The 25,279-nt window shown below is 72.7% G+C and carries 21 protein-coding genes; 6 read left to right on the top strand and 15 right to left on the bottom strand.

Annotated elements, in window-relative coordinates; translation table 11 throughout:
• Window positions 1–747: patatin-like phospholipase family protein (locus E1264_RS08095; protein WP_132171204.1), on the top strand; the 747-nt coding region annotated here is incomplete at its 5' end.
• Here E1264_RS08095 and E1264_RS08100 read toward each other — a convergent pair.
• From E1264_RS08100 to E1264_RS08110, 3 genes are read right to left on the bottom strand one after another with little or no spacing between them, the layout of a single operon-like run.
• Window positions 728–1,372 (bottom strand): response regulator transcription factor, encoded by a 645-nt coding sequence (locus E1264_RS08100; protein WP_132171206.1) that lies wholly within the window; start codon window positions 1,370–1,372, stop codon window positions 728–730. The two genes, E1264_RS08095 and E1264_RS08100, sit on opposite strands and share 20 nt — an antisense overlap.
• A 1-nt stretch (window position 1,373) precedes the next feature.
• Complete coding sequence (locus tag E1264_RS08105; protein ID WP_132171207.1) at window positions 1,374–2,552, bottom strand: sensor histidine kinase; 1,179 nt, start codon at window positions 2,550–2,552, stop codon at window positions 1,374–1,376.
• Between the two features lie 4 nt (window positions 2,553–2,556).
• The gene (locus tag E1264_RS08110) at window positions 2,557–4,764 is read right to left on the bottom strand and encodes an MMPL family transporter (protein ID WP_132171209.1); all 2,208 of its coding nucleotides are present in this window, start codon (window positions 4,762–4,764) and stop codon (window positions 2,557–2,559) included.
• Between the two features lie 126 nt (window positions 4,765–4,890).
• On the opposite strand from E1264_RS08110, the gene E1264_RS08115 reads away from it, so the two are divergent.
• On the top strand, window positions 4,891–5,379 hold the full coding sequence (locus E1264_RS08115; protein WP_132171211.1) for a MarR family transcriptional regulator: 489 nt from the start codon (window positions 4,891–4,893) through the stop codon (window positions 5,377–5,379).
• Between the two features lie 21 nt (window positions 5,380–5,400).
• On the opposite strand, the gene E1264_RS08120 is transcribed toward E1264_RS08115, so the two are convergent.
• The 6 genes from E1264_RS08120 to rsmA all read right to left on the bottom strand — a co-directional run bounded on the left by E1264_RS08120 (window position 5,401) and on the right by rsmA (window position 11,062).
• Window positions 5,401–7,200, bottom strand: coding sequence for an ABC-F family ATP-binding cassette domain-containing protein (locus E1264_RS08120; protein WP_132171213.1), 1,800 nt, complete (start codon window positions 7,198–7,200; stop codon window positions 5,401–5,403).
• A 78-nt stretch (window positions 7,201–7,278) separates the two neighbouring features.
• Window positions 7,279–7,461, bottom strand: a complete 183-nt coding sequence (locus tag E1264_RS08125) for a hypothetical protein (RefSeq protein WP_132171215.1) — start codon at window positions 7,459–7,461, stop codon at window positions 7,279–7,281.
• A 48-nt stretch (window positions 7,462–7,509) separates the two neighbouring features.
• Entirely contained in the window at window positions 7,510–7,701 is a 192-nt protein-coding gene (locus E1264_RS08130) for a hypothetical protein (RefSeq protein WP_132171217.1), read from the bottom strand.
• Between the two features lie 178 nt (window positions 7,702–7,879).
• Complete coding sequence (locus E1264_RS08135) at window positions 7,880–8,800, bottom strand: 4-(cytidine 5'-diphospho)-2-C-methyl-D-erythritol kinase (RefSeq protein WP_132171255.1); 921 nt, start codon at window positions 8,798–8,800, stop codon at window positions 7,880–7,882.
• Window positions 8,801–8,853: 53 nt separating this feature from the next.
• Window positions 8,854–10,128: a hypothetical protein gene (locus E1264_RS08140; RefSeq protein WP_243710817.1), complete on the bottom strand. Its 1,275-nt coding sequence runs from the start codon at window positions 10,126–10,128 to the stop codon at window positions 8,854–8,856.
• Between the two features lie 49 nt (window positions 10,129–10,177).
• The gene (gene rsmA, locus E1264_RS08145; protein WP_132171219.1) at window positions 10,178–11,062 is read right to left on the bottom strand and encodes a 16S rRNA (adenine(1518)-N(6)/adenine(1519)-N(6))-dimethyltransferase RsmA; all 885 of its coding nucleotides are present in this window, start codon (window positions 11,060–11,062) and stop codon (window positions 10,178–10,180) included.
• A 141-nt stretch (window positions 11,063–11,203) separates the two neighbouring features.
• Between rsmA and E1264_RS08150 the strand changes: the two genes are divergently transcribed.
• A complete protein-coding gene (locus E1264_RS08150; RefSeq protein ID WP_132171221.1) occupies window positions 11,204–12,193 on the top strand; it encodes a hypothetical protein in 990 nt (329 codons plus the stop codon).
• A gap of 9 nt (window positions 12,194–12,202) precedes the next feature.
• Here E1264_RS08150 and E1264_RS08155 read toward each other — a convergent pair whose 3' ends face one another.
• Together E1264_RS08155 and metG are read right to left on the bottom strand one after the other, a co-directional pair.
• A complete protein-coding gene (locus E1264_RS08155) occupies window positions 12,203–13,027 on the bottom strand; it encodes a TatD family hydrolase (RefSeq protein WP_132171223.1) in 825 nt (274 codons plus the stop codon).
• Complete coding sequence (metG, locus tag E1264_RS08160; RefSeq protein WP_132171225.1) at window positions 13,024–14,826, bottom strand: methionine--tRNA ligase; 1,803 nt, start codon at window positions 14,824–14,826, stop codon at window positions 13,024–13,026. Before metG ends, E1264_RS08155 begins: the two co-directional genes overlap by 4 nt.
• Before the next feature lie 138 nt (window positions 14,827–14,964).
• Here metG and E1264_RS08165 point away from each other — a divergent pair, with 138 nt between their 5' ends.
• Window positions 14,965–16,641, top strand: a complete 1,677-nt coding sequence (locus tag E1264_RS08165) for a glycosyltransferase family 39 protein (RefSeq protein ID WP_132171227.1) — start codon at window positions 14,965–14,967, stop codon at window positions 16,639–16,641.
• On the opposite strand, the gene E1264_RS08170 is transcribed toward E1264_RS08165, so the two are convergent.
• The gene (locus E1264_RS08170; protein WP_207935787.1) at window positions 16,638–18,509 is read right to left on the bottom strand and encodes a hypothetical protein; all 1,872 of its coding nucleotides are present in this window, start codon (window positions 18,507–18,509) and stop codon (window positions 16,638–16,640) included. The genes E1264_RS08165 and E1264_RS08170 overlap by 4 nt on opposite strands.
• A gap of 159 nt (window positions 18,510–18,668) precedes the next feature.
• The gene (locus E1264_RS08175; RefSeq protein WP_243710818.1) at window positions 18,669–20,054 is read right to left on the bottom strand and encodes a glycosyltransferase family 2 protein; all 1,386 of its coding nucleotides are present in this window, start codon (window positions 20,052–20,054) and stop codon (window positions 18,669–18,671) included.
• Between the two features lie 407 nt (window positions 20,055–20,461).
• Between E1264_RS08175 and E1264_RS08180 the strand changes: the two genes are divergently transcribed.
• Window positions 20,462–22,225, top strand: coding sequence for a glycosyltransferase family 39 protein (locus E1264_RS08180; RefSeq protein WP_243710819.1), 1,764 nt, complete (start codon window positions 20,462–20,464; stop codon window positions 22,223–22,225).
• A gap of 17 nt (window positions 22,226–22,242) precedes the next feature.
• On the opposite strand, the gene E1264_RS08185 is transcribed toward E1264_RS08180, so the two are convergent.
• Together E1264_RS08185 and rsmI are read right to left on the bottom strand one after the other, a co-directional pair.
• Window positions 22,243–22,545 carry a hypothetical protein gene (locus E1264_RS08185; RefSeq protein WP_207935788.1) on the bottom strand — a complete coding sequence of 101 codons (303 nt, stop codon included), beginning with the start codon at window positions 22,543–22,545 and terminating at the stop codon, window positions 22,243–22,245.
• 42 nt (window positions 22,546–22,587) lie between these two features.
• Window positions 22,588–23,427 carry a 16S rRNA (cytidine(1402)-2'-O)-methyltransferase gene (rsmI, locus tag E1264_RS08190; protein WP_132171263.1) on the bottom strand — a complete coding sequence of 280 codons (840 nt, stop codon included), beginning with the start codon at window positions 23,425–23,427 and terminating at the stop codon, window positions 22,588–22,590.
• Between the two features lie 132 nt (window positions 23,428–23,559).
• Between rsmI and E1264_RS08195 the strand changes: the two genes are divergently transcribed.
• Complete coding sequence (locus E1264_RS08195) at window positions 23,560–25,275, top strand: phospholipid carrier-dependent glycosyltransferase (protein ID WP_132171231.1); 1,716 nt, start codon at window positions 23,560–23,562, stop codon at window positions 25,273–25,275.
• Window positions 25,276–25,279 lie beyond the last annotated feature (4 nt).

The raw sequence follows: 25,279 nt of genomic DNA on the forward strand, positions 1-25,279 counted from the left end.
GGGCTGCGCCGCGCGGGCCTGGATCCGGCCGCCGCGACGCCGATCGTCGGGACGTCCGCGGGCGCGATCGCCGGCGCGATGATCGCGACGGGGCGCGACCTCGCGGAGGTGGCGGAGCTGCCGCCCCGTGGCCGGGAGCGGCCGCCGTCGGACGCCTCGGTGATGGTCCGGGCGTTCGAGCTGACCGCGGACCCGGACCTGGACCCGGACGAGGTCAGGCGCCGCATCGGCCGGCTCGCGCTGGAGGCCGACACGCCGCCCGAGGAGCGTCATCTCGCCGGGATGCGGTACCTCGTCGGGACCGACGCCTGGCCCGGCCGGCGGGAAGGACGGCCGCGGCTGCTCGTCACCGCGGTGGACGTCGCGTCGGGCAGGCCGGTCGTGTGGGACGGGAGCGACGACGGCGTCCCGCTGACCGCGGCCGTCGCGGCGAGCAGCGCCGCGCCCGGGTTCGCCGAGCCGGTGACCATCGGGGGCCGCCGCTACATGGACGGCGCGTTCGGCGGCGGGTCCAACGCGCATCTCGCGGCGGGCGCGGGCGCGGTCGTGCTGGTGGAGCCGCTCCCCCAGATGTCGGACGGATCGGGGGCCGATGTCCGGATCGTCCCCGACGAGGGGGCGCGGGAGGCGTTCGGCGACGACGTCGGCGACATGGCGCGCTGGACGCCCGCCTACCGGGAGGGCCTCCGCCAGGCCCCTGCCGCGGCGGCACTGATCGGGTCGGCGATCAGGGGTCCGGCCGGGTGATGAGGCCGCGGTCGAGGGCGACGATGACGGCGTGGGTGCGGTCGCTGACGTCGAGCTTCGCGAAGACGCGCAGGAGGTGGGTCTTGACGGTCGCCTCGGCGATGACGAGGCGGCGGCCGATGTCGGCGTTGGACAGCCCGTCCGCGACGGCGTTGAGGACGTCGATCTCCCGCGCGGTCAGCGTCACCGGCGCGGGCCGCCGCATCCGGGCGACGAGCTTCTCCGCCACGCGGGGCGCGAGGACGGTCTCGCCGCGGGCCGCGGAGTGGATGGCCTCGACGAGCTGGTCGCGCGTGGTGTCCTTGAGGAGGTAGCCGATGGCGCCGGCCTCGATCGCGTGCTCGATGTCGGCGTCGGTGTCGTAGGTGGTGAGGACGAGGACGCGGGTCCCGGAGCCGCCCGCGACGATCCGCTCGGTGGCGGCGACGCCGTCCAGCACGGGCATGCGCAGGTCGAGGAGCGCCACGTCGGGACGGAGCCGCTCGGCGAGCTCGACGGCCTCGCGCCCGTCGCCCGCCTCGCCGACGATGTCGATGGTGGGCTCGGAGGCGAGCAGCGCGACGACGCCCGCGCGCATGACGGTGTGGTCGTCCACCACGATGATCCGGAGTCTGCCGTCGGTCATGTCATGCCTCTCCGGGACCGGGGTGCAGGGGGATGAAGGCGAGGACGCGGGTGCCGTCGCCGGGGGCGCTGGTGACGGTCAGCTCGCCGCCGAGTTCGGCGAGGCGGCGGCGCATGCCGTCCAGGCCGAACCCGGTGGCCGCGCCGACGACGAAGCCGCGGCCGTCGTCGATGATCTCCAGCTCGACGCCGTGCGGGTGCCGGTCGAGGACGACGCCGACCGTGGTCGCGGCGGCGTGCTTGCGGATGTTCGCCAGGGACTCCTGCGTGCAGCGCAGCAGCGCGATCCGGACCGTCCGGTCGCAGTCGACCTCGGGCAGGTCGGCGGTGACGGTGAGCCCGGTGTCCTCGGCGAACCGGTCGAGGGTGCGGCGCAGCGCCCCGGCGATCGGGGCGGGCGCCGACGCGTCCGGCGCGGCGGGACCGCCGGTGCCCGCGGCGACCAGCACGCGGGCCTCGGCGAGGTTCTCGCGGGCGGTCTGCTCGATCGAGAGGAGCTGCTGGGCGCTGCGGTCCGGGTCGGCGCCGAGCCCGTTCCTGGCCGCCTCCGCCAGGACGACGATGGACGCGAACCCCTGCGCGAGCGTGTCGTGGATCTCGCGGGCCAGGCGTTCCCGCTCCTCGGCGGCGCCCTGGCGGCGCTGCGCCTCGGCCAGCTGGAGTTGCGTGGTCTCCAGGTCGGCGGCGAGGAGGCGGGCGCGTTCGTCGCGCTGCCCGACGACCCGGTGCATCCACAGCCCGAACAGCACGCCGGCCGCGTAGCCGATGAGGGTGGCGATCACGTTGCCGGTGAGGATCTCGCCGCCGCGTCCCTGCTGGACGACGTTCCCGGCGACCGTGGCCGCGGCGGCGGCGCCGCTGAGGGCGACCGCGCGCCGCGGGCCTCCCGCGAAGATCCAGAAGTGCGGGAGCGACACGATCAGCAGGGAGGCGGCGCCGTTCATCAGGTAGGAGACGGCGCCGATCCCGAGGATGAGCACGCCGAGGAACGCGTACCGGCGGACGGCGGGGTCGCCGGGGAACGCTCCGGTGATCGGATAGGAGAGCGCGAGCACCGCCAGCAGCGCCAGCGTGGTGGATTTGGTGCCGTCCGGCTGATCCCACACGCCCATGGCCTGCGGGATCAGTCCGAGGGTCATCCAGAGGGCGGCGTACCACCGGCGGAGTGCCCGTTGCGCCATGCGGTCAGACTACTTTTTCCAGGGACGGCCCGGTGACCATGGGGTCATGCCCTCGGCGGGACGGCCGGGACGGCCACCAGCTCCTCTCGCCGAGGAGCAGCATGAGCGACGGCAGGATCACGATCCGGATGACGGCGGCGTCCAGCAGGACGGCCACCGCCAGCGCGAAGCCCATCTGCTTCATCTCCATGATGTGCAGGGCCACGAAGCTGCCGAACACGGTGACCATCACGAACGCGGCGCTGGTGACGACGCCCGCGGAGGCGCGGATCCCGCCGAGCACCGCGTCCCGCGTGGGCGCGCCCGCCAGCACGGCCTCCCTGATCCGGCTGATCACGAAGACCTGGTAGTCCATGGAGAGGCCGAACAGGATCACGAACAAGAACAGCGGCACGCGGGAGCCGATCGACCCGGTGGAGGTGAAGTCGAGCAGGCCCTCCGCCCACGTCCCCTGGAAGACGAGGGTGAGCAGGCCGAGCGCGGCGCCCGCGGACAGCAGGTTCAGCAGCACGCCGACGAGGCCGAGCGCGACGGAGCGGAACGCCCACACCGTCATCGCGAACGTCACCAGCAGCAGCGACCCGATGATCATGGGCATCCTGTTCTTCTGGTGCTCGGGATAGTCGGTGTAGCGGGCGACGTCGCCGGTGACGGCGGTCTCGACGCCGAGCCTTCCGACGGTGGCGGGCACGTGCTCGCCGCGGACCGCCGTCAGGGACGCCCGCGCCTCGTCCGTGCTGCCGTAGTGCGGGACGGCGAGTTCGAGGACGCTGATCCGGCCGTCCGGCGAGGTGCGCAGCTCGGACGCGCCGTGCAGGAGGGCGCCGGACGGGCCGCGGTCGCCGGACGCGCGGGCGGCGAGGTCGCGGAGCGCGGCGGCGACCTCGTCCGTCTGGCCGGGGTCGGCGCGGACGACGACCTGGTGCGTCGCCTTCAGCTCGGGGAACGCGGCGTTGAGCCGGTCGTAGGTCCGCATGGCCGGGATGTCGCGCGGGTGGGATTCGCGTCCCATGTCGGTGAGGTTGAGGTTCAGCAGCGGCGCGGCCAGGGCGAGCATCACGAGCAAGCCGACGATGAGCGTCGCGGCGGGACGGCGCTCGACGGGACGCAGCATCGCGGTAGTGATCCGCCCGCCGTCCTTCGACCTGAGGCGCCGGGCGGGCCTGCCGCGGCGGGCCCGGCGGGCGGCGCGGCGCTCCGCCCACTGGCCGAGCTTGGCGAGCAGCGCGGGCAGGACGGTCAGCGAGCTGACGACGGCGGCGAGCGTGACGACGATCGCGCCGGTCGCGATGGACGAGAAGATGACGTCGCCGGCGAGGTAGAGGGTGGCGCTGGAGACGGCGACCGCGAGCCCGGAGAGCACGACGGCGCGTCCCGATGTCGCCGCCGCGATCTCCACGACGGCCCGCGGGGAGAGCCGCCCGCCGGACCGGGCCCGCTCCTCCCGTTCCCGCTTGAGGTAGAAGAGCGTGTAGTCGACGCCGACGGCCATCCCGATCAGCAGGATGATGTTGGCGCTGACCCCGGCGTCCGGGAACACGTGCGAGGCGAGCATCGACAGGCCGATGGCCGCCGCGATCGACGTCAGCGCCAGCATGATCGGCACGACGGCCAGCGACACCGACCCGAACACCACCAGCAGCGTGATCAGCGTGATGGGCAGCGCGATGACCTCGGTGCGCGACAGGTCCTCGCCGCGCAGCTTCTCGATGCCCTTGCTGATGGACGGCCCGCCGGTCTCCTCCACCCGCACGCCGGGGTGCGCGGCCCGCACCTCGGCGGTCTGCGCGTGCAGCGGCTCGACGTGCTTCTTGCCTTCGAGCTCGGGGCCGCGCAGGGTGACCTCGACGCGGACGGCCGTCCCGTCGCCCGACCGGATCGGCGCGGACACCGACTCGACCTCGGGGAGGCGCTTCATCCTGGCCGCGGCGTCGCGGGCGGCGGCGCCGGCGGCGCGGGCGTCGAGCCCGGCCGTGCCGGGCTTCGCGGTGATCAGGATGTGCTCGACGGGCTTCTGCTGCAGCCCGCCCTCGGCGGCCATCGACTCGGCCCGGCCGGCCTCGCCGATCCGGAAGTCCGCGGAGGTGGCGGCGTTCCCGCCGACGCCGATCCCGATGCCGAGGCACACGACCACGAACAGGAACCACCCGGCGATCGCCCGCCAGGGGTGCCCGGCGCTCCACCGGGCCATCTTCACAGAGGGGTTCGTCATGCGGAAAATGCTCGTCGCGGGCACCCTTTCCGCATGAGGCCCGTCCGGCTGAACCTCGTGTCCACCGACCGGTGGACCCCGCCGCGGCATCCTCTCTCGATATCAAGATACAGGTAGGGTGGCGGGATGCAGGATGAGGTGGACAGGCTCGTCGCCGCGTGGCGCACCGAGCGTCCGGACCTGGACGTCCGGCCGCTGCAGGTCCTCAGCCGCGTGTCCCGGCTGGCCCGGCATCTCGACCGTGCCCGGCGCGGCGTGTTCGCCGACCACGACCTGGAGTCGTGGGAGTTCGACGTCCTCACGGCGCTGCGCCGCGCGGGCAGCCCCTACCAGCTCAGCCCGGGCCGGCTGCTGCGTGCCACGCTGGTCACCTCCGGCACGATGACCAACCGTATCGACCGGCTCGCGGCGGCCGGGCTCGTCGAGCGGCACCCCGACCCGCAGGACAAGCGCGGCGTCCAGGTCCGCCTCACCAAGGCGGGCATGACCCGGGTGGACGCCGCGATCGCCGACCTGCTCGAACGGGAGCAGGTCATCCTCGAAGGCCTCAGCCCCGCGCAGCACGACACCCTGGCCGACCTGCTCCGCATCCTCCTCATCCCGTTCGACGAGTAGCCCTGCCCATAGCCCTGACCGCTAGCCGATGTCCTCGGCGAGCATCAGCCATTCCTCCTCGACCGTGGCGGCCTCGGCCTGGATCTCCCTCAGCCGCCCGTCGAGTTCCTGGAGCTTGGCGTAGTCGGTGGCGTGCGCCGCGAGCTGCTCGTGCAGCTCGGCCTCCTGCCCGGCGAGCTTCTCCAGGCGGCGTTCGAGCCGGTCGAGCTCCTTGCGGGCCTTCCAGTCCTGCCCGCCCTTCGGCTTCGCGGCGGCTTTGGCGGCAGGTGCGGGCTGTGCCGCTGGGACGGCCGTGCCCTCCGCGCGTGCGGGTTTCGGGGCCGTTCCGGCGGCGCGGCGGTCGAGGTACTCGCCGACGCCGCCGGGCAGCATCGACACGCGCCCGTCGCCGAGGAGGGCCACGACGTGGTCGGTGACGCGCTCCAGGAAGTACCGGTCGTGGCTGACGACGACGAGCGTCCCGGGCCAGCCGTCCAGGAGGTCTTCGACCTCGGTGAGCGTCTCGATGTCGAGGTCGTTGGTGGGCTCGTCCAGGAGGAGGACGTTGGGCTCGGCCATCAGGAGCCGGAGGAGCTGGAGGCGGCGCCGCTCGCCGCCGGACAGGTCGCCGACCGGCGTCCACTGGCGCTCGCGCTGGAAGCCGAGGCGTTCGAGGAGCTGGCTCGCGGTCCAGTCGCGCTTGCCGACGGTGATGCGGCGGCGGATCTCCTCCACCGACTCCAGGACGCGCCGCGACGGGTCCAGGTCTTCGAGGTTCTGCGTCAGGTGCGCGAGCTGGACGGTCTTGCCCTGCACCACCGTCCCGGCCACCGGCGACACCGAGCCCTCCAGCAGGCGCAGCAGGGTGGACTTGCCGCTGCCGTTGACGCCGACGAGCCCGACGCGGTCCCCCGGGCCGAGCCGCCACGTCATCCGCTCGAAGATCGTGCGGGCGGCGCCGTTCCCGCCGACCTCGACGGTCACGTCCTCCACGTCGTAGACGGTCTTGCCGAGCCGCGCGGTCGCGAACCGGGTCAGCTCGACCGAGTCGCGCAGCGGCGGCTCGTCGGCGATCAGCGCCTGCGCGGCGTCCACCCGGAACTTCGGCTTGGACGTGCGGGCCTGCGGGCCGCGCCGCAGCCACGCCAGCTCCTTGCGGAGCAGGTTCTGCCGCTTCGCCTCGGTCGCGGCGGCGATCCGGGCGCGTTCGGCCTTCGCGAGGACGTAGGCGGAGTAGCCGCCCTCGTAGCGTTCGACGCTCCCGTCGACGACCTCCCACGTCCGGTCGGTGACCTCGTCCAGGAACCAGCGGTCGTGGGTGACGACGAGCAGCGCGGACTTGCGGCCCTTCAGGTGCCGGGCCAGCCAGTCGATGGCCTCGATGTCGAGGTGGTTGGTGGGCTCGTCCAGCAGCAGCAGGTCGGACTCGGGGACGAGGAGCCGCGCCAGCGCGACCCGGCGGCGCTCGCCGCCGGACATGCCCGCGAGCGGCGCGTCCAGGCCGAGATCGGCGAGCAGCCCGCCGAGGACGTCGCGGACGCGGACGTCGCCCGCCCACTCGTGCTCGGCGCGGTCGCCCAGCACGACGGACCGGACCGTCGCCTCCGCCGGGAACTCGTCCCGCTGGGCGAGGTGGCCGAGCCGGAGGCCGCGCGAATGCGTGACGCGCCCGGTGTCGGGCTCGGTCTCCCGCGCGAGGACGGACACGAGGGTGCTCTTGCCGCCCCCGTTGCGGCCGACGACGCCGACGCGGTCGCCCTCGTCCAGCCCGAGCGACACGGCGTCGAGCAGCGGCGTGGGCCCGTAGGCCTTGGCGACGTTCTCAAGGTTGATCAGATTCACGACGCCACCAAGCCTATTGGCCCCCGGAGCCCCCGCCGGACGCAGGCCCTCAGACGCGGGCCGTCAGGCGCGCCCCGGTCAGACGCCGGGCGGCGGGCCCTGGCCCGATGGCGGCGGGCCGTGTCCCGGGGCGCCGTAGCCGGGCGGCGGGACGTTCTGGTTCTTCCGGCTCGACGACACGGCGACGACGATCACCACGACGGCGACGACGATCAGGAGCATCAGCAGGAGGAACGCTCCCAGCAGGACGACCATCGACACGGAACAGGCCTCACAGGGGGATGTTCGGAGTCCAACGGTTCCGGAGGATCAACGAACGGCGGAGGGCGGCTTAGGGCCGCCTTCGGGTTGCGCCTCAAGGCTAGCGGCTCGGGCCCGTCCGGCGACGACGGATGCCGGGGCGTTGCGGCGCAGGTCCCGGTCGCGGCGCACGGCCAGCAGGACGAGCGTCGCCATCATCGCGATCGCCATGACGGCCAGCAGGCCGGACAGGTACGTCATCGCTCCACCTCGCCGGAGGGATCAGCGCTCGAGTGAATCGGTGTCACAGGTACAAGACGCCTGCCGTGTGCAAGAAGTTCGCTTGTGTGACGAGCGCATCTACCCTTTTTTATTAGGAAAGCTTCTTGTTGTGAAGCCCCAGGGTATCGGCGTCGTCACACCGCTGCCACACCCGCCGTCACACCACCGTCGCACCCGGAACGGGCCCGTGGGCGCGCAGGATCTGCCGGGCCACACCCGCTCCGTCCAGCGCTTCCGCGAGGTCGCCGGCGTCCTCGTCGGTCTCGGCGAGGAAGGCGCATGTGGGGCCGGAACCGGACACGAGCGCCCCGACGGCGCCGAGATCGCGGCCCGCGTCCAGGACCCGCTCCAGCGACGGCCGCAGCGCCAGCGCCGCCTCCTGGAGGTCGTTGGTGAGGGCCTCGCCGAGCCCCTTGGCGTCGCCGGTCGCGAGCGCGGTCATCAGCGCCTCGGAGACCACCGGCGGTGCCGCCGCCTCGCCCCGGGCGTCGCGGATCCGGTCGCACTCGGCGTAGACGGCGGGGGTGGACAGCCCGCCGTCGGCGGTCGCGAACACCCAGTGGAAGACCCCGCGGGTCAGGGCGGGGGTGAGCCGCTCGCCGCGGCCGACACCGACCGCGGTGCCGCCGAGGACGGCGAACGGCACGTCGCTGCCGAGCTCGGCGCCGAGTTCCACCAGATCGGCGCGGGCGAGGGCGGGGCTTTCGCGGTCGTCCCAGAGCCGGGCGCAGGCGACCAGCGCGGCGGCGGCGTCGGCGCTGCCGCCCGCCATGCCGCCCGCCACCGGGATGGCCTTGCGGATCCGGATCGCGGCGCGGGGCTCGACGCCGAGCCGCGCCGCGACGAGCCTGGCCGCCCTCGCCGCGAGATTGTCGTCGTCGACCGGGACGTCGTCGACGGACACCCGCGAGTACGGGGCGGCCTGGACGCTCACCTCAAGGCCGGGCGCGTCCCGGGCCGTCACCTCGTCGAAGAGGGAGACGGCGTGGAACACGTTGACGAGGTCGTGGTAGCCGTCGTCGCGGATCGGTCCCACGCCGAGCTGCAGGTTGACCTTGGCGGGGACGCGTACGCTCACTGCGGTCACGTCCAAAACCCTAGGGGCAATCCCTGGCAGCGTCGTCCCGGCGGTCAGTCTCCGCTGGTCACTGGCAGGTTTCGGGGGTTGAAGTAGGGGGTCGTGGCGAGTTCGCGCAGGGCCGAGACGGTGTGCTTGTCGCCCGTCACCGAGTAGGCGCGGCGCTTGTCGCGGGCGTTGGCCGCCTGCTCGTCGGAGTTGAAGTAGACGACGGCCTTGACCTGCGGGTCCTGCAGCGTCTTGGCGGCCTCCCTGAGCCATTCGGCGCGCCGCTCGCCGTAGGACTTCGGGACGCCGAACTCGGCGATCATGATGGGCTTCTCGCGGTCCCGCGACCACTGCAGGAACATCTTCACGGCCTCCGACAGGTCGCGGTACTCGTAGTCGGTGCCGGGCTGCGCGTCGGCGCAGACCCAGTCGACCTGGTCGTCGCCGGGATAGTACGCGGGGGCGTCGCCGCCGCCGAAGCCGCGCGCGGTCGGGCACCACACCCACGCGACGTTGTCGACCCGCTCCTGCTCGAAGACCGTCCGCAGGTGCTTCCAGGCCGCGACGAAGGCCGCCGGGTCGTGCACGCGCCTCTTGTTGGACGCCTTGTCCATGTCCGGCGACCAGCGCAGGAAGACCGGCTTGCCGAGGGCCTTGACGGCGCGGGCGCGGCGCTGGACGAGCTCGTCGTACTCGCCCTGGACGATCTTCTTGGTGTCGGCGCCGCCCCAGGTCAGCAGCAGATAGCGGTTGCCCTCGGTGACCGACTTCTCCAGCCCGGCGGGGAACTCCGCCGTCCAGCTCCGGTAGGTCTGGACGATGTCGAGCTGCCGGCCGAGCGCCTGCTCGAAGCCGACGACCGGGGCCATGCCCGGCTTGCCCGCGTCCTTCCCGGTCGGCTTCGGGGCCGGCGACGCCGATCCGGACGCCGAGCCTGACGGCGAAGGCGACTCCGGAGGCGACTCGGACGGGGAGGCCGAGGCCGACCCCGGCTTGGACGCGGACGGCTTGCCCTCGCCGTCCGGCGGCACCCAGGCCCCGAAGTACGCCCCCTCCTTCGGCGGCACCGGCGCCACGCCCGCCCGCGCCGTCGTCGTGATCTTCGGCGCGGCCCCCGCGCCGCCGCCGCAGCCCGCCGCCACCGTCGCGACCATAGCCGCGATGGCGAGCAGGGCCGTCCCCACGATCGGCAATCTCGCCCGCGCCGTCCGCGAACGCCCCTTCACATCGACCTCCGGCTCGTCGTGTCCAGTGTCCCCTGTGGAGCCGTACAGCCCCCGGCTCCCCGCCGCACCCCGCGCCCGGACCACGCTCTGCCCGGCACGCTCCGCTGCGAACATGCCCTGCCGCGAACATGCTCCGCTCTGAACATGCCCGCCGAACCGCGCCCTAGGGGGTCGGGAGCTGATCTCCCCGGCGTGAAGGACCATACTCGGCAATACGGGCGAAGGCGGCCACGTCCAGAGCTTCCCCCCTCGCCCGGGGGTCCACGCCCGCGGCGCGCAGCGCCTCCTCGGCCGCGCCCGCGGACCCGGCCCAGCCCGCCAGCGCCGCCCGCAGCGTCTTGCGGCGCTGCGCGAACGCGGCGTCCACCACGGCGAACACCTCCTCGCGGGTCGCCGCGGTCGGCGGCGGCTCGCGGCGGGTGAACGCGACCAGGCCCGAGTCGACGTTCGGCGCGGGCCAGAACACCGCGCGCCCGACCGACCCGGCCCGGCGCGCGTCCCCGTACCAGGCGAGCTTCACCGACGGCACCCCGTAGATCTTCCCGCCGGGCGCGGCGACCATCCGGTCGGCGACCTCGGCCTGCACCATCACCAGCGCGGTCCGCAGCGACGGCAGGACGGCCAGCAGGTGCAGGACGACCGGCACCGCCACGTTGTAGGGCAGGTTCGCGACGAGCGCCGTCGGCGCGGGCCCCGGCACCGCTGTGATCTTCATCGCATCGGCGTGGACGACCTCCAGCCGCCCCGCGAGCTCCGGCGCGCGCACCTCGACCGTGCCGGGCAGCGCCGCGGCCAGCGCCGCGTCCACCTCCACGGCGACGACCCGCCGCACCTCCGGCAGCAGCGCCAGCGTCAGCGACCCGAGCCCCGGCCCCACCTCGATCACGACGTCATCGGGACCCGACCCGGCCGTCCGGACGATCCGCCGGACGGTGTTGGCGTCGATGACGAAGTTCTGCCCGAGCGTCTTCGTCGGCCGGACGCCGAGCCGTTCCGCCAGCTCGCGCACGTCCGCCGGGCCCAGCAGCGCCGCCTGTGTCTCCCCCACGGCCCCGATTGTTCCAGCTCGATCGCGCGCAGCGACCGGAGCGCGGGGGACCCGTCCCCACAAGGCCCTTGCGGCCGGGTAAGGAGCCGAATCACCTGAATGTCATTAGTCCGCAGCAAGGCCCCATTAGGCTGCCTGATCATGGTGTGGCGGAGAAACGCGTTCTATGCCGCGATGGTGGTGGCCGCCTGCGCGGTCGCGTTCTGGCCGGTCATGATGGTGCTGACGTACACGTCCGGCGAGAAGGCCGACGCCACCGTCACCGAATGCGTCTTCAGCCCCGGGTCGAAGCGCACGGCCAAGGTGGAGCGCTGCGACGCCGTCTGGCGCACCGAGAGCGGGAAGACGGGCAAGGGCCCCATCTACGGGCTCGACACCGACACCCCCGAGGGCACCCGCGTGACCCTGCGGATCGGGCCGATGGGCCCCTACGCGGGCAGCGTCGTCGACCAGTACCAGCTCTTCACGCCCGCGATCCTCCTCGCCGCCGTCGGGGTGCTGGGCGCGGTGCGGACGGGCCGCCGTGTCGCGTCGGGCCGGGCCGTGGCCCGCACGCTGCTGAGCAGGCCGTCCGACACCATGCAGCTCGTCGTCACCCGCCAGAAGGCGAAACGCCCGGACGGCGGCCTCTACGTCTCGCTGGCCAAGGCGCAGGCGCCGGCGGGATACGAGCGGGCCCAGCCGCGAAGCCTCCATCTGGCGCAGGTCAAGCTGCTGCACATGCCCGTCTGGTTCTTCGGGAGGGCGATCGACCCGGCCGGTGTCGCGGCCTGGAAGGGCCCCGGCGGCGAGACGTTCCTCCTCGTCGACCATGTGGTCCGCAGGCGGCTGGAGCCCGAGTACGTGCTGATCGACACCTCGGGCACGGTGCACCTGGTGATCCAGCGGCTCCGCTGGAGGCCGGCCTCCTACACGCTGCTGCGGCCCGACGGCACCGAGGTCGGGCACGCCGGGCCCGGGAAGGGGCGCGGGCCCGGCGTCCTCGAAGTGCGCGACGCCCAGGGCGCCCAGATCGCGGTGGCGGCGTGCCGGTGGCGGTCCTGGATCCTGGAGGTGCAGCCGTCCGCGCCGCCGCTGCTGCGGGACGCGAGCCTCGTCCTCACCTTCCTGCAGCACCGCCTGTCCGACTGACGCGCGCGTTCACCAGGGGCCGAAGGCGCGTTCGCCGTTGGCGGCGATGGCCGTGCACAGCTCCGCCACGTCCACGCCCTTGATCTCCGCCATGGCGCGGACGGTGTGCGGGATCAGGTACGACGCGTTCGGCTTGCCGCGGTGCGGGATCGGCGTCAGGAACGGCGCGTCGGTCTCCACCAGCAGCAGGTCGAGCGGGGCCGCCTTCAGCGCCTCCCGCAGCGGCTCGGCGTTCTTGAACGTGACGTTGCCCGCGAAGCTCATCAGGTAGCCGCGCTCGGCGCAGGTCTCCGCCATCTGCGCGTCGCCCGAATAGCAGTGGAAGACGACCGTGTCGGGCGCGCCCTCCTCGTCCAGGACGCGCAGGACGTCGTCGTGCGCGTCGCGGTCGTGGACGACGAGGGCCTTGCCGGTGCGCTTGGCGATCTCGATGTGGCCGCGGAACGAGCGGTGCTGATCGTCCTTCGGCGCCCAGTCGCGGTAGTAGTCCAGGCCCGTCTCGCCGATCGCGCGGACCTTGCGGTGCGCGGCCAGCCGCGCCACGTCCTCCAGGACGGCGTCGGAGATCCCGGTCGTCTCGTTCGGGTGGATCGCGACCGCCGCGTACACGTCGTCGAACTCGGCGGCGGCCTCCACGGCGAACCGCGACGACGGCAGGTCGCAGCCGATCGTGACGATCCGGGTGACGCCCGCCGCCTTCGCCGACCTCAGCTGCTCCTGCACCGGGGTGTCGACGATGTCGAGATGGCAGTGGCTGTCGAACACGTCCACTGGGAGGCGCTCGGGAAGCGGCGCGAACGAGCGTGAACTCTGCCCGTCCTCGTCCCGGCTCAACGGTTCTCCAGCCTGGCGAGCTCCTCGTCCACCACGGACGCGTCGAGCTTCGTGAACAGCGGGACCGGCTTGGTCAGCGGGACCCCGGGCTTGATCGGCGTGGACTCCCAGCGCGCCTCGGTCGCGTAGTCGCCGGTCAGGATCGTGTAGTCGGGGCCGCCGTCCTCCGAGACGGTCCGCAGCTCCGGCATGCCGCTCCACTCGCCCTCGCCGCCGAGCATCTCGTAGACCTTCTGCGACGAGCGCGGCAGGAACGGCGTCAGCAGCGTCTTCGCGTCGTCGACGACCTGGAGCGCGGTGTGCAGGATCGACTTGACGCGGGCCGGGTCGTCCTTCAGCTTCCACGGCGCCTGGTCGGACAGGTACCTGTTGGCGTCGCGGACGACGTCCAGCGCCTCGGTGATCGAGTTCTTGAACCGGGACCGCTCGAGCTCCGCGCCCACGGCCGCGAACGCGTTGCGGCTGCGCTCCATCAGCGCCCGGTCGGCGTCGGTGAGCTCGCCCGCCTCGGGGATCGCGCCGAAGTTCTTCGCCGCCATGTTCACCGACCGGTTGACGAGGTTGCCCCACGCGGCGACCAGCTCGTCGTTGTTGCGGCGGACGAACTCCGCCCACGTGAAGTCGGTGTCCTGGTTCTCGGGCCCGGCGACCGCGACGTAGTAGCGCAGCGCGTCGACGTCGTAGCGGGCGAGGAAGTCCTGCACGTAGATGACGACCTGGCGGGACGAGGAGAACTTCTTGCCCTCCATCGTCAGGAACTCCGACGACACGACCTCCGTCGGCACGTTCAGCGCGCCCAGCGACCCCGGCGTCCCGCCCTTGTCGCCCTGGCCGCTGTAGCCGAGCAGCATCGCCGGCCAGATCTCGGCGTGGAAGACGATGTTGTCCTTGCCCATGAAGTAGTAGGACAGGGCCTCCGGGTCCTGCCACCAGGCGCGCCACGCCTCCGGGTCGCCGGACCGCCGCGCCCACTCCACCGACGCGGAGAAGTACCCGACGACCGCGTCGAACCAGACGTACAGCTTCTTCGCCGGGTTGTCGCGCCAGCCGTCCAGCGGGATCGGGACGCCCCAGTCGAGGTCGCGGCTGATCGCCCGCGGCTGCATGTCGTCGAGCAGGTTCAGCGCGAACTTCAGCACGTTCGGCCGCCACGCGAGCGCGCCGTTCTGCTTGCCGCGCAGGTACCGGCCGAGGACCTCGGTGAACGCGGGCAGGTCGAGCATGAAGTGCTCGGTCTCCACGAACTTCGGGGTCTCGCCGTTGATCCGCGACACCGGGTTGATCAGGTCGACGGGGTCGAGCTGGTTGCCGCAGTTGTCGCACTGGTCGCCGCGCGCGCCGTCGTAGCCGCAGATCGGGCAGGTGCCCTCGATGTAGCGGTCGGGCAGCGTCCGGCCGGTGGACGGCGAGATCGCGCCCATCGTCTTCTGCGGGAAGATGTAGCCGTTGTCGTACAGGCCCTTGAAGATCTCCTGGACGACGGCGTAGTGGTTCAGCGTCGTGGTCCGGGTGAACAGGTCGTAGGTCATGCCGAGGCCGTGCAGGTCCTGCGCGATGACGCCGTTGTAGCGGTCGGCGAGCTCCCGGGCGGACACGCCCTCCTTGTCGGCCTGCACTTGGATCGGCGTGCCGTGCTCGTCTGTGCCGCTGACCATCAGGACCTGGTTGCCCGCCATCCGCTGGTAGCGGCTGAACATGTCGGCGGGCAGCGCGAAACCGGAGACGTGCCCGATGTGACGGGGCCCGTTGGCGTACGGCCAGGCGGGCGCGGTCAAGATGTGACGGCTTGACGAGGACATGGAATCAAGGGTAGTCGCGTCGGGGACGCCCCGGCACACGACAGGAGTAGCCTGGTCCGGCGGCGCACGATCACCTTGGCGGCACGATCCCCGCGAAGCCCCTCGATCCCCACGGAGCCCTTGGAGGCGGAGCCAGGCATGGCCCAGAGCACGTCCGACCAGCCGGCCGTTGACGAGGTGGCCGGGGAGGCGGCGGCAGCAGGGGGGCCACGGCGAGCTCCGCTGGCCCGCGCGGCCGGGCGGCTGCGGCGGACGCGGCGCGTGGTGTGGCTGTCCCTGCTGGTCGCGGCCGCGACGGTGCTCGCGCAATGGGTGATCATGACGCCGCCGCTGTACTTCGACCCGTACTACGTGTGGCTCGCCGCCCGCGACTGGCCCGACATCCCGCTGAACGTGTGGCCGTTCGACGAGGTCCCGCACCAGGTCACCCGGATCGGGCTGGTGCTGCCCGCGCGGCTCGTCCAGGAGGTCCTCGGGGACGGGCAGGCCGCCTTCTTCGTCGTCGCGGCGCTCGGCGGCTGCGCGTTCTTCGTTGGAACGTACCTGATCGTCAGGTCGCTGTTCGGGGACGTGGCGGGCGTGGCGTCCGCGGCGATCCTGCTGATCCACCCGTTCTTCACGATGACGAACCCGTTCGGCCACGAGATCACCTGGTCGACGGGGCAGGTGCTGCCGGACATGCCCGGCGCCGGGCTGTTCGCGATCGGGATGGCGGGGCTCGTCGTCGCGAGCCGCCGGACCGGGCGCGCCCAGACCCGGATGCTGATCATGGCCGGGGTGTTCATGGGGTCGGCGTTCCTCGTCCGGGAGTTCCTCGCCTTCCTGTTCCTCCCGATCCCGGTGTACCTGGCGCTGCTGAGGATCCCGTGGCGCCGGAACATCACGGTCGGCGCGCCGATGCTCGCGATCCTGGCGGTCAACCTCGTCCACAACCAGATCGTGTGGGGCAGCCCGCTCGCCGGGCTGATGTCCGCGGCGACGCACGGCGGCCAGTCCCGCGACTACGTGACGCGCGAGCTAGCCGCCCGCTCGTTCCTGCGCGCCATGCACGACTGGAACGAGCTCGGGCTGGTGTTCACCGCCGCGCTGGTGCTCACGACCCTCGGCTGGTCGGTCACCCACGACCGGCGGCTCGCGCTGATCCTGGTGTGGTTCGCGAGCCTCGCCGTCCCGCTGACGCTGTTCTCGGGCGTCCTCGACCCGAACGACATCTCGCTGCGGGCCTGGCTGCAGCGCTACTGGTTCGCGGTGCTGCCCGCGCTGCTCGCGGGCGGGTTCGGCTCTCTGATCCTGATGTTCCGGATGCTGCCCGTCAATCTGGGGGGACGACCCCCCAGGCCCCCCGGAGGGGGGATTCGGGCCGATCTCGTCTCCCGCCTCCGGCTGCGCACGCTGGTGGTTCCGGTGCTGGCGGTGGCGCTCGGCGGGACGTACGCGGTCGCCGCCGTCCGGGCCGTCCCCGACCTGCCGCGCGACAAGGCGTGGAGCGAGCTGCGCGGCTACCTCGCCGGGCACCGCGACATCACGCTGATCTGCGCCGACCGGCGGCTCGCGCAGACCCTCACGTTCTACACGCGGGATGTGTGGGGCGACCCGGTCTGGCGCGGCGAGATCCGCGACTTCCCGCACTACCTGGGGCAGGTCCCGCGGAACGCGACCGAGGGGCCGATGCTGTACACGCGGTGGCGGGGCATGGAGTCGCAGATCGGGGGCGGGTGGCGTCCGGACCCGGCGCAGGGCTGGCGCCTCATGTGGCGCTCGTCGGACGGGATCCTCCAGCTCTGGAACCCGCCGCCGCAATCGGCGGAGAACTAGCGGGCCCAGGCGACCCAGTCGCCCTGGATGGTGCGGCGGCTGTCGATGATCCGCCAGCCGGGCGGGGCGCCCTTCGGCCAGGACGCGGAAGCCGGCTTGTCCTTCGGCCACGCCAGGACGACCATGTCCACGTTCTGCGGCGGCGCGTACCAGCGGGCGTCGAAGACGCTGCCGTCCGCCCACCAGGCCCAGTAGTAGTGCGAGAGGCGGATCGTCCACGGGACGTTCCAGTCGACGGCGATGGACCGCTGCCGTCGCAGGTCGATGCTCTGCCGGATGTCGGTGTGCGCGGTCTCGTCGCGGACGAGGGGCCGGGCGATCCGGTCGGTCGCCGTCACCGACATCCCGACCGCGACGGCGGCCAGCAGGCCCGCGAGGAGCAGCGGCCCGCTCCGCCGGAGCCGGGCGACGGCCACGGACGCGCACATGAGCGCGAGCCCGGTGGCGGTGGCGTGCCACAGCTGGAACGACTCCCAGTCCCACGTGAGGAACGACGTCTCCGGGAAGTCGTAGGGCGTGTGCTTGTACAGGGTGAGCAGGTCGCCCGCGTACCACTGGACGACGCACGCGGCGACGACCGTCAGCGTGGCCGCCGCGGCCGACGCCCACAGCAGCGTCCGCGGCGACGCGCGCAGCAGGACCGCGACGCCGACGGCGAACAGCACCGGCGTGATCGAGGCGAGGTAGCGGCCGTAGACGTAGTTGCCGATGCGGTACTCGACCGGCAGCGCCGCCGAGGTGGCGAACGCGATGCCCGCCACGATCGCGATGACGGCGAGGGCGAGCGCGCGCGTCCGTCCCGGTGCGCCCTGCATCGCGGCCTTGACGGACGGGCTGCCGGACGGCCGGACGGCGACGAACGCGACCGCGACGAGGCCGATGGCCGCCATCCCGCCGGTCGCGGCGGCCTGGTACCAGACCTGCCCGGTGCCGAGCGACAGCATCCAGCCCCAGCCGTCCTCGGACGTGAGCCGCCGGACGACGTTGCCGCCGAGGTCGTTGTCGCCCGTCGGGTACATGTGCGGGAGCAGCGAGCGGTTCAGCAGCATCCCGGCGCCGGTCGCGCCGGCGGCGGCGAGCGCGGCGAGGCCCGCCGCGCGCCAGGACCGCCACCGGCACACCAGTGCCGCCGCGAGCAGCGCGAGATGAGCGGCCAGCAGGATCGCGCCGCGCGTGTGGCAGGTGTAGGCGTACGCGACGATCAGCGACGCGCCCGTCCCGGCGAGCGTCAGCCGGACGGACGAGCGGCGATCGGCGGGCGGCGGCGCGTTCAGCCAGGCGTGGACGAGCAGCAGCCAGCCGACCACCATCACCGGCAGGATCGCGTCGGTCAGCGCGAACTCGGAGTAGAACAGCACGGCCGGGAGCACCGCTGTCACGTGCCCGAACACGTACGACCAGCGCCTGCGGACCCGCAGGCGGCGCAGCAGCAGGTAGGCCAGCGGGAGCAGGGCGGCGCTGACCAGCGCGTTGATCACCAGGGCGCCCCGGTAGACGCTCACCGGGTCGTCGCCGAACCAGAACGCGGGCATCAGCAGCAGCGGGTACCCGCCGCGGTAGACGGTCCCGGACGACATGTCGGCGTCGGCGCCGCCGGTCAGGACGCGGGCGGCGAACAGGTAGCCCGACTCGTCCGGGGTCGCGACGGGGATCGTCTGCCCGGAGGCGAGCAGGAGCCGGACGGCGACCTGCGCGGCCCAGCCCAGCACGAACAGCCAGGCCCAGCGGCGGCTCGGTCGGGACGGGGCGGGGCGCCGGTCGGGCGGCGCGACCGGCGGCCGCGCGCTGACGACCGTCCGGCCCGACGTCGGGGAGGCTGTCGAGGCCGGCGGCGCGGTCTCGGCGCCCGCCGGCGTTGGCGTGCTCATCGACGTACGGCCCCCCACCGCCGGGCTGTCAGAGAACGGTGATCCATCGCCGGTCAAGCCTGTCACACCCCCGCCGGGCACCGGTTCGAGGGCCGGGAACGCTCAGCGAGTTCTCGGCTTCCGTGACGGTCTGTCCGGCGTGTTCGTCAGGATGCCCTGCTATGCCCTGGACGCTCCGCTCTCGTCGCCTTCGTCGCTTCCGGACGCCTTCGTCGCGCCGGACTTCCTGGAGGTGCTCTTCCCGGCGGCGGCCTTCCCCGCGGTGCTCTTCCCGGCGGTGACCTTCGCGGGCTCGCCCTTCGCGGACTCGTCCTTCGCGGACTGCTCGTCCTTCGCGACCCGGCGGGCGGCGGCGTCCACGACCCCGGCGGCCTCCTCGGCCGGGTCGATGATCGGCGGGTGCTGGCGGCGGCGGATGCCGAGGATGCTGACGAACAGCGAGGCGAAGATCGCCTGGAGGCTCATCACGAGCGCGGTGGCGGCGGGGACGACGATGCGCAGCGACTCGCGCGGGTCGAGCTCGCCGAAGCTGTTGACCCGCCAGTGCAGCAGCGAGGCGACGAGGCCGCCGAGGCCGGCGACGGCGAGCACCCCGCCGAGCAGCAGCCCGCGTTCCAGGCTCCACCAGTCGATGATCTTCTGGACCCGCTGGTCGTGCGGCAGGAATCCCTCCTGCATCGCGTAGACCTTCGTGAGCAGCGCGAACAGCACCGCCTGGAAGCCGATCACCAGCGCGGCCCCGGCGCCGACGAGCGTGTCGACGTCGAACGCGATCTCCCCGACCGTGACCGGGCCGGTCGACAGCGCGATCCCGGCGAGCAGTCCGAGCGTCATGAACACGAGGCCGGGGATGAGGAACAGCCAGCGCGGGCTGTAGAGCATGAGGAAGCGGAGATGACGCCATCCGTCACGCCAGGTGTTCAGGTGCGGGGCGCGGGAGCGGCCGTCCGGCGACAGCGTGGTCGGCACCTCGCGGATGTCGTAGCCCTGCAGGGTCGCCTTGACGACCATCTCGCTGGCGAACTCCATGCCGCCGGTCTGCAGGCCGAGCCGCAGGATCGCGTCCTTGTCGAAGGCCCGCAGCCCGCAGTGGAAGTCGCCGATCTTGCTGCCGAAGAACAGCCGCCCGACGAAGCTGAGCACCGGGTTGCCGAGGTAGCGGTGCAGCGGCGGCATGGCGCCGTCGGCGATGCCGCCCTTGAACCGGTTGCCCATGACCAGGTCGGCGCCGTCGCGCAGCTCGTCCAGGAACGGGCCGAGGGTGGTGAAGTCGTAGGAGTCGTCGGCGTCGCCCATCGCGACGTACCGGCCGCGCGCGGCGCGGATCCCGCCCATCAGGGCGTTGCCGTAGCCCTTGTCGATGACCGGCACGACACGCGCCCCCGCGTCCCTGGCGAGCTGCTGGCTGCCGTCGGTGCTGCCGTTGTCGGCGATGACGACCTCGCCGTCGATGCCGTTGTCCTCGAAGAACCCGATCGTCTTGCGGACGCAGGTCTCGACCGTCTCGGCCTCGTTCAGACACGGCATCACTACGGAGAGTTCCACGCGATCTCCTTCGTTACCCCTGGTGACGTTTTCCCTGATGGCGTTTCCCCTGATGACCGCCGGCGGGACGATCCACTAATCTCAGTTGTTCTGCGCGGCGGCCCGTCGTCGTTCATGAATCCAGTGGTTCATGATGCCTGCCGGAGACGGGTATTGATGGCCGCTCTCGTCAAGAGCACCCGTATCGTGTTGCCCTATCGCAACCCAAAAAACATCACCGCCACGTTCGCGGGCGGCAGGCTAGGACGTCAAGCATACGGGCACAGCGGCCCGGAAGGGGGTCGCCTGTGACGCGCGCCGAGCAACGCAGTGCTCTGGAACGACGCGGTGCCCTCGAGCAACGCAGTGCCATCGAACAGCGCAGTGCCGCCGGACAGGGGGCCGGACACCGAAGGGGAGGTGCGGCAGTGGCGGGCGAATCGTCGCGGGGCACCGCGGCCGCCACGGGCGGGACTGCCCTGGCCACGGCCGAGGGGGCCGCCGAGGACGCGGAGAGCCGGCCGGGCGCGTCCGGCCAGGGCGACACGCCCGGCGGGACGACGACGACCGTCCCGGTCCCGGACGAGGACCTGGACGAGGCCCTCGGCGGAGACCTCGGCACGGGCCTGAAGGACGACACGGAATCCGGCGACTCGCCTGGTGACGCGGGGGGCGCGCCCGAGGACGAGGCCGCCGACTCCCGGCGCGGCCGGCGCGGACGCGGCCTGTGGGAGCTCGCCCGGCGGCACCCGGCCTTCAGTGTGATCATTGCCACAGCGGCGCTGCTCCGGCTGATCGCGATGCTCGGCTACCAGCCGGTGATGTTCTTCAACGACAGCTTCGACTACCTGCACGTCGCGACCGACCCCTACCCGCATCCGCTGCGGCCGGACGGGTACGCGTTCCTGCTGCTCATCCTCAAGCCGTTCCACAGCTTCGCGCTGGTCGCCGCCGTCCAGCACCTCATGGGCCTCGCCATGGGCGTGATGATCTACGCGCTGCTGCGGCGCCGGTTCCGGCTGCCCGGCTGGGGCGCCGCGCTCGCCGCCGCGCCCGTGCTGCTGGACGCCTACCAGCTCCAGCTCGAGCACCTCGTCCTGTCGGACACGATGTTCACGTTCCTGGTGATGAGCGCGGTCACGCTGCTGCTGTGGCGGGACCGGCCGTCCTGGAAGATCGCCGCCGCGGTCGGGCTGATCGTCGGGCTGGCCTGGCTGACCCGGTCGGTCGGGATGCCGGTGCTGCTCGGCGTCCTGGTGTACATGCTGATCCGGCGCAGCGGCTGGAAGGTCATGGCGGCCACGCTCGCAGCCTGCATGCTGCCCGTGCTCGCCTACATGGGCTGGTACAAGGCCGACAGTGACAAGTTCGCGATCACCGAGAGCAACGGGATCTTCCTGTACGCGCGGGTCTACAAGTTCGCCGACTGCCACCAGATGAAGGACCTGCCGGTCAGCGAGTACCCGCTGTGCACCGAGCCCGCGAACCGGCTGCCGAACTCGCAGGACGGCATCTGGAACGCCCAGTCGCCGCTCAACCGCTACACCGGGACGCGGTTCAGCCCGGAGAACAACGCGCTCGGCAACGATTTCGCCAAGCGCGCGATCATCGCGCAGCCGCTCGACTACCTCCAGGTCGTCGCGCACGACTTCTTCCGGGTGTTCCGCTGGGAACGGACGGTGTTCCCCGACCCGGCGACGTACTCGCAGTACGAGTTCGAGAAGACGAGCAGGCCGCTGCCCGAGTGGCACATGCCCGGCGGCGGGATCGCGTCCGCCGAGGCCAGGGCGTACGAGCGCGGCGAGGCCCGCACCCAGGTCGTCGAGCCGTTCGCCGGGGTCGCCCGCGGCTACCAGGACGTCTTCTACCTGCGCGGCACGATGATCGGCGGCATCCTGCTGATCGGGCTGGCCGGGCTCGTCCCGCTGTGGCGGCGGTTCGGCGGCGAGGCGCTGCTGCCGTGGACGCTCGCGACCGGCCTGCTGCTGGCCCCCGCCGCGACCGCGGAGTTCGACTACCGGTACGTGCTGCCCGCCGTCCCCCTCGCGGCGCTCGCCGCCGGGGCCGCGTTCAGGCCCGAGGCCCGCGCGACGGTCGTCGGCTGGACGCGCCGCCTCCGCGCCCTCCGTAAGAGCGGGAGCGATTCGGACAAGGAGGCACCCCAGGACGCCCTCAAGGCCCCCGTGGCCTGACGCGCTCTAAGGACCAATCACCAGGCGTGCATGCGGCGAAGGTGGAACACCATCGCCACGTCGCCGCCGTCGCGCGCCAGCGGCACCTCGCCCTGCCTGCCCTTCACCGCGGACAGCGCCTTCACGTTCTGGCTCTGGCACGTCGGGCAGGAACGGTCCACCCAGGGCGTCGTGCAGGGCTGGCCGCCGCGCTCGTAGATGACGGCCTCGTTCCCGTGCCCGTCGCCGTAGTGGCGGACCTCCAGCTCTTCATTCCAGGTCGTCGCGCAGTTCAAGCACTCGAAGACCCAGGACTCGTGGCTCGACCATGCGTCCCGCACGGCACTCACCTCCGCATCCGTGGCGACGCCACCAACTCCAGGTTACGGCGCCTTCCTGGCCTGGACGACGGCGTCGTAGACCACCCGCTTGGGGGCGCCGTTCTCCTTGGCGACCTCCGCGATGGCCTGCTTGCGGGGCGTCCCGGCGTCCTCGCGGGCGGCGACGGCGGCCGCCAGCTCCGCCGGGTCCGTCAGCCCCTCCGGCTCGGGCGCCCCGCCGACCACCAGCGTGATCTCGCCGAGGACGCCGCCCTCAGCCCACGCGGCCAGCTCGCCGAGCGTGCCGCGGCGGATCTCCTCGTAGGTCTTGGTCAGCTCCCGGCAGACGGCGGCCGGACGGTCCGCGCCGAACGCGTCCGCCATCACGGCGAGGGTGGCCGGGAGGCGGCGCGGGGACTCGAAGAACACCATCGTGCGGGGCTCGACGGCGAGCGCGTCCAGGCGCCGGGCCCGCTCGCCCGGCCTGCGCGGCGGAAACCCCTCGAAGCAGAACCGGTCGGTGGGCAGCCCGGACGCCACCAGCGCGGTCGTGACGGCGGACGGCCCGGGCAGCACCGAGATCGGCACGCCTTCGGCGACGGCCGCCCGGACGAGCCGGTACCCGGGGTCCGACACGCCCGGCATGCCCGCGTCGGTGATCACCAGGACGTCCCGTCCGGCCTGGAGCTCGGCCAGCAGCTCGTCCGCCCGCGCCTTCTCGTTCTGGTCGTGGTACGACACGATGCGCCCGGTGAGCGCCACGCCGAGGTCGCCCGCGAGCCGCCGCAGCCGCCGCGTGTCCTCGGCCGCGATCACCGGCGCGTCCGCGAGCGCCGACCGCAGCCGCGCCGACGCGTCCTCCGGCCGCCCGATCGGCGCCGCCGCCAGCAGCAGAGTCCCCATCACGCGCCAGTCCCCATCACGCGCCCCAGTCTTCCACCCGCGTTCTCGCCGCGCGCCAGGCCGCGCGGCGGGCGCGCGTTCCGTGCGTTCCACGCGAATCCGGCGGGGTCCGGCCGCCCGTACGATGACTGGATGGCGATGACGGATCTCGTGCACGCGCCGGCCACCGGATCACGGCGAAGGCCGCCCCCGCTGCGGGAGTGGCTCGCGCCCGCGATCCCCGGCAACCCGCTGCTGTCCTGGCTGGGGCCGCTCCTGGTGACGCTGTTCGCCGGCTACCTGCGCTTCGACGGGCTCGGGTCGCCGAAGCAGGTGGTCTTCGACGAGACCTACTACGCCAAGGACGCGCTGGCGCTGCTGGAGTTCGGCTGGGAGCACAACACCGTCAAGAACGCCGACAAGCTGCTGATCGCCGATCCGGACGCGAACATCTGGACGGACGGCCCCTCGTTCGTCGCGCATCCGCCGTTCGGCAAATGGATGATCGCGCTCGGCGAGTGGATGTTCGGCGCGACGCCGTTCGGCTGGCGGTTCGTCCCCGCCCTCGCCGGGACGCTGTCGGTGCTGATCCTGTGCCGGGTCGCGCGGAGGATGACGGGGTCGACGATGCTCGGCTGCGCCGCCGGGCTGCTGCTCGCCGTGGACGGCCTCGCGTTCGTGACCAGCCGGGCCGCGCTGCTGGACATCTTCGTGATGTTCTGGGTCCTCGCCGGGTTCGCCTGCCTGGTGAACGACCGCGACCGCTCCCGCCGGATCCTCGCCGAGAAGATCGAACGGGGGGACACGTCCCTCTACGGGCCGTTCCTCGCGCACGGCTGGCGGTGGGGCGCGGGGATCTGCCTCGGCCTGGCCTGCGCGACCAAGTGGACGGGCATCTTCTATGTCGCCGCGTTCGGGCTGATGGTCGTCCTGTGGGACTACGGGGCGCGCCGCGCGGCCGGGGTCCGGGCGCCGTTCACCGGGACGATGCTGCTGGAGGCCGCCCCGGCGTTCGTGCAAATGGTCGTGGTCGGGCTGCTGACCTACCTGGCGACGTGGTGGGGCTGGATCTTCAGGCCGGGCGCGTGGAACCGCGGCCAGGCGTCCGACCATGTGCTATGGCGGCCGTTCGAGGCGATGCCGGACCTATGGCGCCACCACAAGCAGATCCTCGACTTCCACACCGGGCTGGACGACAAGCATCCCTACCAGTCGTGGCCGTGGGACTGGCCCGTCCTGCGGCGCCCGGTCGCGTTCTTCTACACCGAGCCCAAGGGCGCCTGCGGCGGCGCGGCGCGGTGCTCCCGCGAGATCCTCGGGATCGGCACGCCCGCGCTGTGGTGGGGCGCGCTGGCGGCGCTGATCGCGGTCGCGTTCATCTGGGTCATGCTGCGGGACTGGCGGGCCGGGGCGATCCTGGTCGGGTTCCTCGCCGGCTGGCTGACCTGGTTCCCGTCCGCGTTCTCCGAGCGGACGATGTTCCTGTTCTACGCGACGCCGCTGATCCCGTTCATGGTGCTGGCGGTCGTCCTCGTGCTCGGGTACCTGATGGGGCCCGCGCCCGCCTCGTTCGCGGGCGCGCACGCCGCCCGTCCCGGCAAGAGCGCGCACTACGACGACGCGTCCGAGGGCGTGTCCCCCCTTCCCTCCACGCTTCCCGACTACGGGGAGGGCGGCGCGCACACGGCGGTGCCCGCGGGCCCGTCCCTGCCGGGCGCGGGGCTGCGGCGGCTGGTCGGGGCCGCGGCCGCGGGCGCGTTCCTGCTGGTGGTGCTGGCGAACTTCGCGTACTTCCACCCGATCCTGTCGGCCCAGACGATCCCGTACGACGACTGGCACGAGCGGATCTGGTTCGGCTCCTGGGTCTGACGCC

Origin of the sequence: Actinomadura sp. KC216, assembly GCF_004348535.1 — a bacterium.
Lineage (GTDB): Bacteria > Actinomycetota > Actinomycetes > Streptosporangiales > Streptosporangiaceae > Spirillospora.

Bases quoted from the DNA above. Each gene is read 5' to 3' on its own strand.
- E1264_RS08100 (WP_132171206.1), bottom strand. From the start codon at position 1,372: ATGACCGACGGCAGACTCCGGATCATCGTGGTGGACGACCACACCGTC.
- E1264_RS08105 (WP_132171207.1), bottom strand. From the start codon at position 2,552: ATGGCGCAACGGGCACTCCGCCGGTGGTACGCCGCCCTCTGGATGACC.
- E1264_RS08110 (WP_132171209.1), bottom strand. From the start codon at position 4,764: ATGACGAACCCCTCTGTGAAGATGGCCCGGTGGAGCGCCGGGCACCCC.
- E1264_RS08115 (WP_132171211.1), top strand. From the start codon at position 4,891: ATGCAGGATGAGGTGGACAGGCTCGTCGCCGCGTGGCGCACCGAGCGT.
- E1264_RS08130 (WP_132171217.1), bottom strand. From the start codon at position 7,701: ATGACGTACCTGTCCGGCCTGCTGGCCGTCATGGCGATCGCGATGATG.
- E1264_RS08140 (WP_243710817.1), bottom strand. From the start codon at position 10,128: ATGTTCGCAGCGGAGCGTGCCGGGCAGAGCGTGGTCCGGGCGCGGGGT.
- E1264_RS08150 (WP_132171221.1), top strand. From the start codon at position 11,204: ATGGTGTGGCGGAGAAACGCGTTCTATGCCGCGATGGTGGTGGCCGCC.
- metG (WP_132171225.1), bottom strand. From the start codon at position 14,826: ATGTCCTCGTCAAGCCGTCACATCTTGACCGCGCCCGCCTGGCCGTAC.
- E1264_RS08165 (WP_132171227.1), top strand. From the start codon at position 14,965: ATGGCCCAGAGCACGTCCGACCAGCCGGCCGTTGACGAGGTGGCCGGG.
- E1264_RS08170 (WP_207935787.1), bottom strand. From the start codon at position 18,509: ATGAGCACGCCAACGCCGGCGGGCGCCGAGACCGCGCCGCCGGCCTCG.
- rsmI (WP_132171263.1), bottom strand. From the start codon at position 23,427: ATGGGGACTCTGCTGCTGGCGGCGGCGCCGATCGGGCGGCCGGAGGAC.
- E1264_RS08195 (WP_132171231.1), top strand. From the start codon at position 23,560: ATGGCGATGACGGATCTCGTGCACGCGCCGGCCACCGGATCACGGCGA.